Consider the following 14401-nt stretch of genomic DNA (forward strand, 5'->3'; position numbering starts at 1 on the left):
CATGAATGCTCTCTTCCGCCTGGGCTCGGTTGCACTGCTGCTCGGTCTCGCTGCCTGCGCTTCCGAACCGGTCCACTACCACACGCTACTTGCGCCGTCGGCTGGTACGTCACCGCAGCAGCCTGTCGACTTTCTGATCGATGTCCTGTCAGTGGGCATTCCGTCTAACCTCGATCAGGTGCAACTGGTCGTGCGGCAAGGCACGAACGGTGTGACGGTGCTTGACGGCGAACGCTGGGCAAGTCCACTCGGTGACGAGGTGCATGGTGCGCTATCTGCCGAACTCACTCAGCGGCTCGGAACACAGAACATAGCGGGCCTCCCCCAATCTTCCGGCAAGCCCGTTATGAGCATCAAGGTCCAGATTCGCCGGTTCGATGCGTGGCCCGGACAGCGAGTACAGCTGGACGCCAACTGGAGTCTGGGTTTGGCAGGCGACGCCGCAAACAGCCGCTTAGTGTGCTCGGGTCATTTCGACGAGCCCGCTGACGTCAGCTACTCCAGGATGGTTACAGCGCAACAGCGCTTGATCGCAGCGCTGGCTGCCCGGATCGATACCGACGCACGACGTTGGGAGCGTTCGCGGAGCCCGGGTTGCGCCCTGGAGAGCAGCGTGTAGTCAAGCTATTTGACAGCTGCCTGGAAGGTCCGCTCGCCGAGCTTCTGTGCAACGGTCTCGATACCAAAGAACGGAATGCGGTAGTCGTATTCCAGCGACACCTGTTTTCCATCGACCAATGCGTCGGCCCTTATCTCATCCTTCACATCCGTCAGCGCATACGCGAGCGGTGGGAAGAGGAGGGAAACGACGAAGGAAGCGGATCGAACCGCAACACCACGTTCCGTGTAGTCCTTGATCGTCAGCGTCGTTTGCGAGTCCCCCACGACCTGTACACCGGCCTTGGCCGCTGCCTCCACATAGCCCCTACGGATCAGCTCCGGAACGGTGGAGCGCACCTGACAGCTCCCGCAGTCGACCAGAACGGAAATATCGGGCACGCTCTTCGGTAGAGCCTTTGAGGCCGTTGGCCCTGCGGTCGTGCACGCAGCCAGGAGCGACGCGATTGAAATCGAACCCAGTGCCGAAAGTCGAATGAGGTAATTCATGAAGGTACCGTTGGTATAGGAGGTTGCTCGGCATGGATGCGCCGACGAAGGTGTGCCACGAGCCCACACTGTGATCTCGCCGCCGTCGCTATGCCACTTGCGTGAGAGACGCCATGTGACATCAACCGTGCATTTATCACATGCCGTCACGTTTCGTGCATGGTCAGCAGCGCGTTGAAGCCTAAACTCGCTACTTCTGCAACCACGGAGGAACGTCATGGCGTTGCCCAGAGCGCGATCACTCGTCTGGCTGGCAATAGCGGTACAGGCGAGCGCATTCGCCCAGGTAGCAGTGAAACCCGGGAAGTGGGAACTGACGGGCGCCTTCCAAGGCCTGCCCTTCGGCGGCTCGGACGAGCGCGTTCGAACGGCCTGCATTTCGGAGTCAGCACTTGACTCGATCCCGGAGAAAGCGCTGATGGATGCTGCGCCCCAGCCGACTGACGATGTGTCGAAGCCGCGCCCCAAGTGCGAGTACTCCAACGTTCGTCGTGATGGTGCGCAGTCTTCATGGATACTGGCCTGCGAAGGTCCGACGATGTCCGGATCCGGCAAGGCGACGGCTACGCCTGAGCAGTTGACTCTGTCGGAGTCGTTCGAACTGAAAATGCCTTTGGGTTCCCGCTCCATTCAGCACACCGTGCGAGCACGACGTCTGGGAGACTGTTCTTGAGGACGCGACGATTATTTCATTGCTCTCGGTAATCATCATGTTTAGCGGGTCGGCTTGCGCCAGTCAGACTTTTCTTTCAGGCGTGGTTGTGGGCACAGCGATTGGTGCTGGTGGGGTCGTCTGCATGTCGATCCGCCACTAGCTTCCCCTCATGCTTTTGATGTGTTCCGATGCAGGAACGTCACTTCATTTCACGTGATTGGGTATCTGTCATGTTCTCGTTCGGAATCGTCCACCAAGGCACCGACGTAGCTTGCCGTGTCGTGCGAGAGGCAGGCGTGACTGCCGCCGCGTTCACCCTGTTCGCCGCCGCTGGACACGCACAAGCCGCCAGTTTGCCGTGTCGCCATAGCCTGTCCAGCTCGGAAAGGTTGGTCTGCGAAGACCCGGAACTGTCTTCGCTGGACGGACAAGCTCGCGACGCTCCACAGCCGCGCCAAAGATCTCGCACCGGACAGCGACGCGCTCGAGGCCGACCGGATGCATCTGGGGAGATCTTGCCCTGTAGCCGCGCTCCTCGCGATTGTGGCTATGGACGAACTGTCGCGGGAAGACGACGATGGCGGTTGCGTCGCGGGCCAGCGTCAGGCCGCGCCCGATTTGACGAGATCGAGCACGGACGGCTCGCCGAACCGTGTCGAATCGCTGCCCGCGCCGAACCGGCTCGGCTTCGACCTCGAACGCGCAATGCAGACGCGCTACCGGATCCACACGTTCCAGCCAACGGACGTGGCGACAGCACAACTGCACGGACAAGGCATGCGTGAACAATTGGTACGTCCACCGCATTGGCGAGCTCAATGCCGATATCCAGCGGCGTCAGCAAACGCAGATCATCTCCCTCAAGGCGAATCTGACCGAGCAGAAAGTCCCGTCCGACGCTCAGGAAGCCGTGCTGGAAGTCACGGGATTGCGTCTGCCTTCGACGGTGAGCACGCAGTAAGCGGGCCGCGATCGAGTAAGTACGAATTGGAGGCCGTTCGCCTCAACCACCGAATATAGGTAGTCTCGTGTTGATCGCTTTCTTTGTCTTTGTGCCGGTCGCCATTTTCGGCCTGTTCTGGATCGCGTCGCAGATAGATCCGAAGACTGGCCGCTGGCGAACGCACCGTGCCGCTCGCTATCTGGTCATCCCAGAGGGTGTTAGGAACTTGAATAGTCGGTGCGACATGTACAAGCATGAGCATGGCGAAGACAACGAAGTGTAGGCCTGCCAATGTTTCGGGCAGGCGCTCGTAATCTCGCCAGTCGCCGGAATCGGTTGAACCAACCGAAACGACCCATCGTCGCGGCAACAGCACGAAGCCCTTCTTTGCCTCTCGCAACTTGATGATCTGCAGTTCGATACCTTCGTCATGCGCAACCTGTCTAGCCGTGTCAGCGGTATAGCCCTGGGCAGCGAATGCAAGCTTTACCGTCTGGCCGGTTGCTTGCTGAACCTGACGCCCAAGCTCGGCTACCTGTGCACGCTCCTGGTCGTTGGCCGGCGTGATGTGCACCGCCAGTAGCAGACCTAACGTCTCGACAGCCATATAAATTTTGCTGCCCCTTTTGCGCTTAAGGCTAGGCCACAACAATGCAATGAAGTAGAGCGGATTTCGCCGTTTCTTTAGTTGTGCAATGATCGCGGAAAATTCAGGCACCGGCAATGCGCTTGGCGCGTCCTTGGATTCCACGGTGCCGAAATGATAAAAACGAGACGGGCCAATAGATGCAACAACTTAATCTGATCGTCGCGTTCTTAGGAACGCTTCCACAGTTTGCGGCTTCCAGGCAGCACCAAGATGTGCTTGACCTCAGATCGGGGTGTGTCGTCGATTCGTTGCCGTCGACACACAGTTCGGATGTGCATATGTTCACTCTACGTCTACGCTGGCCCGGGGGGGAGGAGACGTAGAACATTTCGTCGAGGCTAACAAGTTCGTCGAATATCACATTCTCAAGGCTCATCAGATGGGAATGCAACTGGTTGCGGTTTTCGACGGCTATGGAGTTTGTCTGCACGCCGCGCCCGGACTGGATTTCAGGTCCGAGTAGCCAGATCGGCTAAAGTCCAGATTTCTGGACTCAGCGAATGACCCGAAGCCCATGCTGGCAAGAGATTCCAACAAGATTGCGCCTGGAGCAGTTCGAGCAATTTGTCTGGCCGCATCTGAGCCTGGGCCGTCGCGGACCTCGCCCCACGCTGGCGTTGCACAAGATCTTCAACTACATCCTGCAGGCGCTGTACATGGGTTGTCAATGGAAGATGCTGCCGATCGACAGGAATGCAGAAGGTCGCCCTGAAATCCACTATACGCGCATCTACCGCACGTTTCGTCGCTCGCAGGCCGATGGTTGTATCGATGCCATCTTTTCGGGCTCGGTGCAGCAGCTTCATCAGGACCAGCTGCTTGACCTTTCGGTCATCCACGGCGACGGTACCACGACGGCGGCGAAGAAAGGCGGCGACAATCTCGGGTATAGCGGGCACAAGCATCTGAAGGGCGACAAGGTGGTAGCCTTGTGCGATCGCAACTGCAACCTCATTGCACCATTCATCAGCGCTCCGGCAACCGCAACGAATCACCGCTGTTGCGCGACGCGCTGCCAAGCCTCACCGCCATGGCCCGCGCCATTGGCGCGGGCCTGCACGGTTCAATCGTCAGCCTGGATGGCGTCTACGACTGCAGGGCCAACCGCAAGGCGATCTTCAATCGCGGCATGACCCCGAACATCCCCGAGAATCCGCGCGGACGCAAAACACCGAAGCGAGGCCAAGCAGCGCTATGATCCGGCCATCTTCGAGGAGCGTTTCAGGACCATTGAGCGGGTATTCGCCTGGGAGGACACCCATTAGCGGGCCCGTGTCAAGTGAGTAATCGATATCCCCGGCTGCCTGGGTAGCCGTTTTTGGCGACCTGTTCGACATGTTCAATTTCGATTCGGATCATGGTCACGGCGGCAACAACCAGCATGGCAGCAACGCGGATGCCGAGGAGCAGAGCGGCGCGAAAGGCGCGATGCCATTCTGATCGGTTTGAGCCGTGCGCGGCGGGTTAGGCCACGCAACGTCGCGCACGGCAGTGCCGAACCGAGGAGCCCGTTCCAGTGGACACGCTGCGAACGGGTTTGCCTCGACGGCAAATACCGTGTGGCGATCGCGCGACTTGGGCCGTTCACCAGTACTGCGATCCCCGACAAATCAACTATGGCCAGCGCGTACGGAATCGTAAGCCATTTCTGCGAGGCCGGCATGGACACATCCATTTTTCAGCTCGCCCCTTGGGCCGGCCCCGCGTACCTGGCGCTGGCCGATGCAATCGAACTTGCCATCCAGGCGGGGTCGGTTCAAGCCCGCGACAGACTTCCTTCACAGCGAATGCTGGCTGACTTCCTCGGGCTACATGTAAATACGGTCAATCGGGTGCTCCGGGAAGCGAGGCGACGCGGGCTCACGATCGGCAACAGACGCCACCGGAACCGCGGTGCATGCCACATCGATGGAAGACATCTCCGATACTTTGCATACCGGGACCGCAAAAGCGCATATAGCGGCCGGTCCCCTGGGAACACCGGACGGCTCGTGATCTTGGGGGTTCTTCGACGCTTGCCCGCATAGATGGTCTGTCCCGCCTTCGGTGACACTAGTCGCATTGACAGGTAGCTGCCACGAAGGCGGGACATACACCCGCGGACTTCCAATATTGAGGACTACATATGTCCCCCGCTAATCAGTAGAATTGATCAGCGGGGAAGGACTCGCGCCGAAGCACGTGCTGCCGATCATGTGCATGCACTCGATACTGACGAGCAGAATGCGCGCACAGCGGCTCCTGCTTATGGCACGCTTTTGGCTCCTGCAACTCGTTGGTCTATATCTGCTGAATGTGGTATCGCGACCACGTCGTTTCACAAAATGGTGCTCGCGAGCCCCGATACGAAGGCCGCCGAGGCCGATTCTCGCCGTTGAGGCGTTCGTGTCCAGCATTATCAGCTCGACGTGATTCTGACGTGCGTGCGCTGGTCAAGCCGATCCAGCGCGACTGCTATGTTGACGAGTTCGTTTTCCGTTTCAATTGCCGCACGGCGCGCTAGCGCCGACTGCATCTCTATCGCCTGCTTGAACAGGCTGAGTCGCGGCTGGCGCCGGAGCGAACTATGCACGCTCCATGCCAGAGAACGATGAGACCACAGTGCCCACCTTTGTCGCCGTTTCGCCTCAATGCCGTCAAATGGACAGACCCGTCGCACAAACCCCCGATGTTCTGCCGCTCTAAAGGTTCAATTAAACGGGCTTTCTCCCGGGGTTTATTGCGTAGCGCCGACGCGGCGCAATGCATCGGCCGCAGACGTATTACCTTGTGTGATCGCGATTTGCAATGCGGTCCCGCCTCGCGCATCGACATGATTGACGTTGGCGCCATGTGCGATGAGCACCGGGAGCATATCGAGACGGCCGAATAGCGCAGCAAACGACAATGCCGTTTCCCCCGCGTTGTTGGTCTGATCGATGTCGCAATGCGTATCGAGCAGTATCGTCGCAATGTCCTTCTCGCCTTTGAAAAGCGCCCCCATCAAAGCCGTATTGCCGTGCCGGTCGGCAGCGCAAGCGTTGGCGCCTGCAGAAAGAAGGGCCTTCAGTGTCTTGGGGTGATCGTCATACGCGCTGAGAATCAACGCGGTATAGCCTTCGGGCGTCTTTGTCTCGAGCGGGAAACGGGCGTCGACCAGCGCCTGTATGATATCGGTGCGCCCGGCACGCGCCGCCGCGAACCAGTCATCCGCAAAGTTCGGGGTAACGGCCGCGGCCGAATACCCTCCTGACCGATAAACGTGCTCCGCACAACCCGCCGCCAACAGTGCGGCAATTGCCGTGACCGTGGCGGTCCGGACAATGCGCCGCACAGTCGATAATCCTCGCATTACGTTCTCCGTGAGCAACCCTATTCAACCAATCTGGAGCCTACTTGCGCAGGCCCCTTGGCACTTTAGTTGTCGCTGAGGTGTGCCGCCGCATCCCGCACACGCGCGACATCTGCCTTTGTCGCTTGCGTCAGGCGCGTACCGTAGTCGGCATCGGCCTTGTAGAAGTACGAAAGCATCGTGTACTTGTTCGCGTCGTTGGTCACGTGCGACAGGTCGCCCGCAAGCGCCGTGATCAGGTCCGCCTTTTGGTCTTCCGGCAGCGTCCGGTAGTACTCACCGGCCTGACGGAAATCGAGTGTCTTGTGGATCGCCCTTTGCTGGGTCGTCCCGCTGAGCGGCGTCTGCACGGACTTGTACTTGTTCTGCTGGGCAATCTCCGCGATGGTGGACGGTTCGTAGTTCACTTCGCCCTTCCGATCGCCGCCGTTCATCAAGCCATCCTGATTGTTATTGCTAACCGAGACGAGCGGGTGGTTGATCGGCAACTGGTTGTAGTTCGCACCGAGGCGATACATCTGAGTGTCGGCATACGAGAACAACCGGCCTTGCAGCATCCGGTCCTCGGACGGCTCGATACCCGGCACAAGTCTGGACGGCGCAAACGCCGATTCTTCCGTCGACTCGAAATAGTTGTCGGGAATGCGGTTGAGCGTCATCGTGCCCACTTTCTGCTCCGCAATCGAAGACGGCCACACCTTCGTGTCGTCGAGCGGATCGAAATCGAACTTGTCCAGATCCTTCGGCGACATTACCTGGACATAGAGGTCCCACCGGGGATACTGATGCGCCTTGATCGAGTTGTACAGGTCATTGGTCGTCAGGTTCCAGTCCTTGCCGATCGAAGCCGCGATCTCTTGCGGGCGCAGTCCGTGGATGCCCTGTTGGCTCTTCCAGTGGAACTTCACGTAGTTAACTTCGCCTTGCGCATTGACGAACTTGAATGCGTGCACCGCGAAACCGTCCATATTGCGGTACGAATCCGGCATGCCCGCGTCCGTGTAGAGGTGCGTCAGCATGTTCGTTGCTTCAGGCGTATGCGCAAAGAAGTCGAATGCCAGGTTGGCGTCCTGCACGCCGGTCACGGCCGACGGCTTGTTCGCGTGCACGAAGTCAGGGAACTTGATGGCGTCGCGAATGAAGAAGATCGGCCAGTTGATGCCGACCATGTCCCAGTTGCCTTGCTGCGTGTAGAACTTGATGGCGAAACCGCGCGGATCCCGTGCCTGCTCGGGCGAGCCGCGATACCCCATCACCGTCGAGAATCGCACGAAGACAGGGGTTTTCGTGCCGGGCGTGAATACCTTGGCGTTGGTCAGCGAACCGATGTCGGCGCTCGGTACGAATTCGCCGAAGGCGCCTGTGCCGCGCGCATGCACGACGCGCTCGGGGATGCGCTCCCGATCGAAACGCTGCAGCTTCTCGATGAGATAGGAGTCCTGCAACAGAACCGGGCCTTCGGCACCCGCGGTCTGCGAATTCTGGTTGTCGCCGACAGGCGGTCCGCTGTCTCGGGTCAGGTCCGCCGCATGTACGAGCGGAGCCACGGCGATTGCCGAGACGATCGAGAAAATGCCAGCTGCTATCTTTGTCTTCCGTACATTCATGTCGTGATCCTGATTCGAGAGAGGTGCGACGGGCATGCTATGGGCCAGCCATTCATCTGGCCAATCTTTTTTTTCGATCGAAGCGATAGCAATAGCGCCCCTTCTCTGTCGCTCAGTCGGTAAGAAGGGGAACGGCCGCTGTTGTGGCCTTAACGGACCCTCACGCGGGCAGTTCGATCACATCGGTTGCGCAAGTTCACGAGAATCTCGTCTCGCGCTAGTGTGGCTGTACATGTATAAGCATTTGATTCTACTGCCCGTCGCCCGCTAGCAATGGCAGGCGGAAGAAACCACGAACACGAACCGTGGGCATCGATACCATGTGCCGTGCGAAACGCCGCTGAGGTTCGGCCCTTCTTTTTGCTGCAGTCTTGGTAGCAGCACCTTATCTAACAAACGGCAATCAAGATCAGTCCGCGCAGCGCGCAAGCGCCGCTGGTATGACCACGACGTAGCATGCGTGCGTCATTCTGCAGCACAGAGCTTCGGGTCTTGATACCCGGTCTTTTCTCGTCGAACGCATCTCCAGTCACGAAAAAAACTGGTATTACCAGTCGATGCGAGATGGACAGTTGCAGCGGGTTGCTGCAAGAATTCGCGACGTTCAGACGTTGGATGCCGCGCTTTGCATCCGCTAAGCGGTGAGCGTTGGAAACGGCGACCGCCCTAACGAACACAAATCGAGACCCGGTTCGCGAAATCACGGTCCAAAAATAGGAGACACGATGACATCCGCAGTACCCGCAATTCCAGCTCCAGTCTTTTCGCAGCCGCTCACGCCAGTTGGGCACTCCCTGCTGCTTTCGTTCCTCGTCGCGGCCGTGCCGATCGCCGTGGCCCTTGTCATGCTTGGTCTGTTGCGCCGTCCAGCATGGCAGGCTTCGTTGGCCGGCTTGATTGCCGGGCTTGCAATTGCTATAGGCGTATGGAAGATGCCCGTCGGCATCGCGTTCGATTCTGTCGCCGCAGGCATGGCGCTCGCGCTGGTGCCCGTGATGTGGATCGTGGTCAATGCCCTCCTGCTCTATAACATCGCGGTGAAATCCGGGCGCTTCGACCAGTTTCGGCAGTGGATGCTCGATCATTTGCCTAACGACCGACGTCTCGTGCTGCTCGTCGTCGCCTTTTCGTTCGGCTGCCTGCTGGAAGGGATTTCGGGCTTCGGCACGCCTATCGCGATCACCAGCGCGCTTCTCGTCGCACTGGGCTTTCCGGCATTGGAGGCCCTCACCTACACGCTGATCTTTAACACCGCTCCTGTCGCATTCGGGGCGCTCGGTGTGCCAATCACCGTGCTGGGTGCCGTCACGTCGCTCCCGGCGCCGACGCTCGCCGCAATGGTCGGCAGGCAGCTACCCTTCTTCGCGTTGCTGCTGCCTTTCTACGTCGTCGGTGTCTACGGCGGATTTCGCTCCATCCGCAAACTCTGGCCAGCCCTCCTTGCGTCGGGTGGGAGCTTCGCGGCCGCTCAGTTCGTCACGTCCAATTTCCTCGGTTATCAGCTAACGGACGTACTTTCGTCCCTTACGTCGCTCGTGGTCACAATCGGGTTCTTGAAACTGTGGCGGCCTGAACCTGACCCCGAGTTCGCAGTCGTGCGCAGCGCGGGCGTGGAAAAGCCGGGCGCGCCCGTCGGTTATGGCGGCTGGTTGCCCTGGATCGTGGTCTCGGTCGTCGTGATCTTTTGGGTCCATGCCGACATTGCGGCCATCGGCGACGTCAAAGTGCAGTGGCCCGGCTTGCATAACGCGGTTTTCGTGACGCTGTACAACAAGCCTTACGCTGCAGTCTGGGACTTCCAGCCGCTGGGAACGGGCACGGCCATTCTCGTTGCCGCGCTGATCACGGCTGTGTGGACGCGTACCGGTGTCGCCGCCTTCTTCGACTGCGTCGTCAAGACCTGGCGTCAGACGCGAATCGCCATTCTGACAGTCATGATGATCGTGGGACTCGCCTACCTGTTGAACTATTCGGGCATGAGCTACACCCTTGGCATGGGCGTGGCGTCGACGGGAGCACTGTTCCCGCTGGTCTCGGCATCGCTGGGATGGATCGCTGTGTTTCTGTCGGGCAGCGACACCTCGGGAAATGCGCTCTTCGGCAACCTGCAGGTCGTTGCGGCTCGCCAAGTCGGTCTCGATCCGGTGCTGATGGCAGCAACCAACTCGTCAGGCGGCGTGATGGGAAAGATGATCTCGCCGCAGAACATCGCGACCGGTGTGTCGACGACCGAGCTCAAGGGCAAGGAAGGCCTCGTATTCGCCCGCACGTTCTGGCATAGCGTGTTTCTCACTCTTCTGCTCGGCGTGCTGGTCTTCCTTCAGCAGCACGTCCTGAGCTGGATGATTCCCACGCTGCCACATTGACCGCGTGGCCGTCGGTGTGTATCAAGTTGTAAGCCTTTCCTTGCATGTTCCGAGTGCAGTTTCGCGCGTCGAGGGCTCTCTGTATTCAGAGAGCCTTCGACGCGCGGCTATCGTAGTTATCGAAAAAGAGATTCCTTATGCAAACGAAACCTGTGATTTCCATCGACGACGTGACCCGTGTGCTTTCCGCTGCGCAGGCCGAGGCAAACAAGCAGAACTGGCCTGTCGCGATCGCAGTGGTCGACGACGGAGGCCATTTGCTCGGCATGTTGCGTCTGGACGGCTGCGCACCGATCGGCGCCGATATCTCGATCGGCAAGGCCCGTACGGCAGCCGTGGGGCGCCGTGAATCGAAGGCTTACGAAGACATGGTCAACGGCGGACGTACCGCCTTTACCACCGCACCGATCGTCACCGCACTCGAAGGCGGCGTTCCTTTGATTGCAGACGGTCACGTCGTTGGCGCCATCGGCGTCTCCGGAATGAAGCCCGCTGAAGATTCACAGATCGCAAAAGCCGGCGCGGCATCACTCGCCTGAGCGCGTATATCCTCCCCGAGCATCAAGTCCCTGCCGAGCGTACGCGCTCGCAGCGACCAGCCCTGAATCGCAAGTCACCTTGGAGCAGTACATGACGGAAATGACTCGGCGCGACCGTCTCCGTGTCGCTGAGAAGCTCGCCCATTTCATCGAAACCGAGGCATTGCCCGGCACCGGTGTCGACCTGGGGCAATTCTGGCGCGGATTCGCCGCCATCGTTCACGACCTGGCGCCGAAGAATCGCGCGCTGCTTGCCGAGCGCGACCGGCTGCAAGCCGAACTCGACACATGGCACCGCGAGCACTCGGGCCCCGTGCGCGATCTGAACGCCTATCGCAGTTTCCTGGAGAGCATCGGCTACATCGTGCCGACGCCGGCGAGTGTTCATGCGACCACGACCGGCGTGGATCGGGAAATTGCCGAACAAGCCGGCCCGCAGCTGGTCGTGCCGCTGTCCAACCAGCGCTACGCGCTCAACGCCGCGAACGCTCGCTGGGGCAGCCTCTACGACGCACTGTATGGCACCGACGCGATCGATGAGACCGACGGCGCTGCCCGGTCGGCGGAGTACAACCCGAAGCGTGGCGCACGCGTCATTGCGTTCGCGCGCCGCTTTCTGGATCAGGCGGCACCGCTCGCTGACGGCTCGCATGCAGAAGCGACGGGCTATAAGGTCGAGAACGGAGAGCTGGTCGTGTCGGTGAATGGACGTACGAAGGGTCTGAAGGATCCGGCTGCGTTCATTGGCTTCGTGGGCGAAGCGAACGCGCCGTCCGCAGTGCTTCTCGAACACAACGGCCTGCATTTCGAGATTCAGTTCGACGCGAACGATGTCATCGGAAAGACGGACGCCGCGCATGTGAAGGATGTGCTCATGGAGGCAGCCGTGAGCACGATCATCGACTGCGAAGATTCGGTCGCCGCCGTCGATGCCGACGACAAGGTGCAGTTGTATCGCAACTGGCTCGGCCTGATGACCGGCGAGCTCACCGAAGAAGTGACGAAGGGCGGCAAGACCTTCACGCGTCGTCTGAACGCCGACCGTGAATACACCGGCGCTGACGGCAAGCCGGTCACGTTGCATGGCCGCTCGCTGCTGTTCATCCGTAACGTCGGTCACTTGATGACGAACCCTTCGGTGCTCGACGTCGAAGGCCGCGAGATCCCTGAAGGCATTCTCGATGGCGTCGTCACGACCCTCTGCGCCTTGCACGACCGCACGCACAAGCTGAACTCGCGCACCGGCTCCATCTATATCGTGAAGCCGAAGATGCACGGCCCCGCGGAAGTCGCATTCGCGAGCGAGCTGTTCGGGCGGATCGAGGACTTGCTTGGTCTTCCCCGCAACACCATCAAGATGGGCATCATGGATGAGGAGCGCCGCACGAGCGTGAACCTCGCCGCTTGCATTAACGCCGCCGCCGCACGCGTCGCGTTCATCAACACGGGTTTCCTCGACCGGACCGGCGACGAGATGCATACGTCGATGGAAGCGGGCCCGATGATGCGCAAGGGCGACATGAAGTCGAGCAAGTGGATCGCCGCGTATGAGCGCAGCAATGTGCTGACCGGTCTTGCGGCCGGCCTGCGCGGACGCGCGCAGATTGGCAAGGGTATGTGGGCGATGCCCGACCTCATGCACGCGATGCTCGAGCAGAAGATCGCTCACCCGAAAGCGGGCGCCAATACCGCGTGGGTCCCGTCGCCAACCGCCGCGACGCTGCACGCCCTTCACTATCATCAGATCGATGTGCAGGAAGTGCAGAAGGCGCTAGAGACCACTGATCTCTCCAGCGTGCGCGACGAACTGCTCGATGGCCTGCTGACGATTCCCGTCGTCGAGCGCGCAGAGTGGACTCACGGTGAGATTCGCAGCGAAGTCGAGAACAACGCTCAAGGCATTCTCGGTTACGTGGTTCGCTGGATCGACCAGGGCGTGGGCTGCTCGAAGGTGCCCGATATCCACAACGTCGGTCTCATGGAAGACCGTGCCACCCTGCGCATTTCCAGCCAGCACATTGCGAACTGGCTGCATCATGGGGTCGTGACGACGGAAATGGTTCGGGAAACTTTCGAGCGCATGGCCGATGTCGTGGACAAGCAGAACGCGGGCGATCCCAGCTATCAGCCGATGGTGCCCGCCTACGACAAGTCTCTAGCGTTCAAGGCTGCGTTGGCACTGGTGCTTGATGGGCGAGCTCAACCGAGCGGCTATACCGAGCCCCTGCTGCATGCGTTTAGAACGCAGCGAAAGCACTAAGCGAATCGCTTCGGGGAAGTCTGACCTCGAAGGCTGGATGCAAGCCAGCCTTCGAGGCGCATTGCCGATGGCGCCGTCGACTAGGACCATCCCTCGAGCCGCAGTGTCGAGCGCACCAGTCGCTGTTCTTCCTGCTCGATCTCCGAAAAGCTGTCGCGCACGCTACGGATATGCTGGCTCGCCGCGCGCCGCGCCTGCTCCGGCAACTGGCCCGTGACCGCGTTGTAGAGCCGGGCGTGCTGCCGGTCAATCATACGTTTGTGTGGCTCGCGGTGATAGAGGTTGTTCACGGACGCGAACACAGAACTCAACATCAGGTCGTTGAGAAAGGACAGCGTATGAACGAGCACCGGGTTATGCGATGCCTCGCAAATCGCCAGATGAAAGGCGTGATCGAGCCGCGCATGGGTTGGGGCATCGGTGTCTTCGGATTCCGCTGCCAACATTGCTTCGTAGCGGCGGTTGATCAGGACATGATCGGCTGCCGTGCCGCGCAATGCAGCCAGCCGGGCGGACTCCGCTTCGATCATCTCGCGCACCTCGAGCAGGTCATACAGCGTGCGCGGCTGCGAACTCAGTAGATGCATCATCGGCGTCTGTGCGGGCTCGACAGTCAGATTAGCCACGACCGACCCCTTTCCTTGCGATGTTTCTATCAGTCCGCGCGCACGCAGGACTTTCAGGCCTTCACGCAACGCCGTACGCGAGACACCGAGCTTTTCCGTGAGACGACGTTCGGACGGAAGCGCCTGCCCCTCTTTAAGCACACCGTCAACAATCAATCGCTCAATGCGTTCGACCACGACATCGGCAAGATTACGCTTCGTGTCTTCCATATCGCCTCGACTTTCTGATTGGTATTACCAGTCACAATCGTACCACGCTTTATTGCACGAGACGGTCATGTAAGCCTCGAAAGAACGCGAAGGCAGTGAATCCACCGC

12 protein-coding genes and 1 pseudogene are annotated in these 14401 nt (G+C 59.9%); 8 read left to right on the top strand and 5 right to left on the bottom strand.

Annotation, left to right across the window (positions count from 1 at the left end):
- The first annotated feature begins 1 nt into the window (after window position 1).
- Window positions 2–619 carry a PqiC family protein gene (locus tag OKW45_RS25105; protein WP_429471761.1) on the top strand — a complete coding sequence of 206 codons (618 nt, stop codon included), beginning with the start codon at window positions 2–4 and terminating at the stop codon, window positions 617–619.
- Window positions 620–624: 5 nt separating this feature from the next.
- Here the strand turns inward: OKW45_RS25105 and OKW45_RS25110 are convergent, their stop codons facing one another.
- Window positions 625–1107: a hypothetical protein gene (locus tag OKW45_RS25110; protein ID WP_429471763.1), complete on the bottom strand. Its 483-nt coding sequence runs from the start codon at window positions 1105–1107 to the stop codon at window positions 625–627.
- 217 nt (window positions 1108–1324) lie between these two features.
- Here OKW45_RS25110 and OKW45_RS25115 point away from each other — a divergent pair, with 217 nt between their 5' ends.
- Window positions 1325–1780: a DUF3617 domain-containing protein gene (locus OKW45_RS25115; RefSeq protein WP_018418456.1), complete on the top strand. Its 456-nt coding sequence runs from the start codon at window positions 1325–1327 to the stop codon at window positions 1778–1780.
- A gap of 763 nt (window positions 1781–2543) precedes the next feature.
- Window positions 2544–2723: a hypothetical protein gene (locus OKW45_RS25120; protein WP_018418457.1), complete on the top strand. Its 180-nt coding sequence runs from the start codon at window positions 2544–2546 to the stop codon at window positions 2721–2723.
- Between the two features lie 220 nt (window positions 2724–2943).
- Here OKW45_RS25120 and OKW45_RS25125 read toward each other — a convergent pair.
- Window positions 2944–3339 (bottom strand): annotated as a pseudogene (locus tag OKW45_RS25125) (transposase); the annotation flags it as partial.
- 515 nt (window positions 3340–3854) lie between these two features.
- On the opposite strand from OKW45_RS25125, the gene OKW45_RS25130 reads away from it, so the two are divergent.
- On the top strand, window positions 3855–4487 hold the full coding sequence (locus OKW45_RS25130) for a transposase (protein WP_429471764.1): 633 nt from the start codon (window positions 3855–3857) through the stop codon (window positions 4485–4487).
- 528 nt (window positions 4488–5015) lie between these two features.
- Window positions 5016–5381 carry a GntR family transcriptional regulator gene (locus OKW45_RS25135; protein ID WP_429471766.1) on the top strand — a complete coding sequence of 122 codons (366 nt, stop codon included), beginning with the start codon at window positions 5016–5018 and terminating at the stop codon, window positions 5379–5381.
- Window positions 5382–6070: 689 nt separating this feature from the next.
- Here OKW45_RS25135 and OKW45_RS25140 read toward each other — a convergent pair.
- Window positions 6071–6685 (bottom strand): ankyrin repeat domain-containing protein, encoded by a 615-nt coding sequence (locus OKW45_RS25140; protein WP_051103739.1) that lies wholly within the window; start codon window positions 6683–6685, stop codon window positions 6071–6073.
- Window positions 6686–6750: 65 nt separating this feature from the next.
- Window positions 6751–8292 carry a catalase gene (locus tag OKW45_RS25145; protein WP_018418463.1) on the bottom strand — a complete coding sequence of 514 codons (1542 nt, stop codon included), beginning with the start codon at window positions 8290–8292 and terminating at the stop codon, window positions 6751–6753.
- 725 nt (window positions 8293–9017) lie between these two features.
- Here OKW45_RS25145 and OKW45_RS25150 point away from each other — a divergent pair.
- The 3 genes from OKW45_RS25150 (at window position 9018) to OKW45_RS25160 (ending at window position 13457) form a co-directional block, all read left to right on the top strand.
- A complete protein-coding gene (locus OKW45_RS25150; RefSeq protein ID WP_026225464.1) occupies window positions 9018–10658 on the top strand; it encodes an L-lactate permease in 1641 nt (546 codons plus the stop codon).
- Between the two features lie 137 nt (window positions 10659–10795).
- Window positions 10796–11197, top strand: a complete 402-nt coding sequence (locus OKW45_RS25155; protein ID WP_018418465.1) for a heme-binding protein — start codon at window positions 10796–10798, stop codon at window positions 11195–11197.
- Between the two features lie 91 nt (window positions 11198–11288).
- A complete protein-coding gene (locus OKW45_RS25160) occupies window positions 11289–13457 on the top strand; it encodes a malate synthase G (protein ID WP_018418466.1) in 2169 nt (722 codons plus the stop codon).
- An 80-nt stretch (window positions 13458–13537) separates the two neighbouring features.
- Here OKW45_RS25160 and glcC read toward each other — a convergent pair whose 3' ends face one another.
- Window positions 13538–14293, bottom strand: a complete 756-nt coding sequence (gene glcC / locus OKW45_RS25165; protein ID WP_018418467.1) for a transcriptional regulator GlcC — start codon at window positions 14291–14293, stop codon at window positions 13538–13540.
- Window positions 14294–14401 lie beyond the last annotated feature (108 nt).

This window comes from Paraburkholderia lebeckiae, assembly GCF_050436225.1.
Taxonomy (GTDB): Bacteria; Pseudomonadota; Gammaproteobacteria; order Burkholderiales; family Burkholderiaceae; genus Paraburkholderia; species Paraburkholderia tuberum.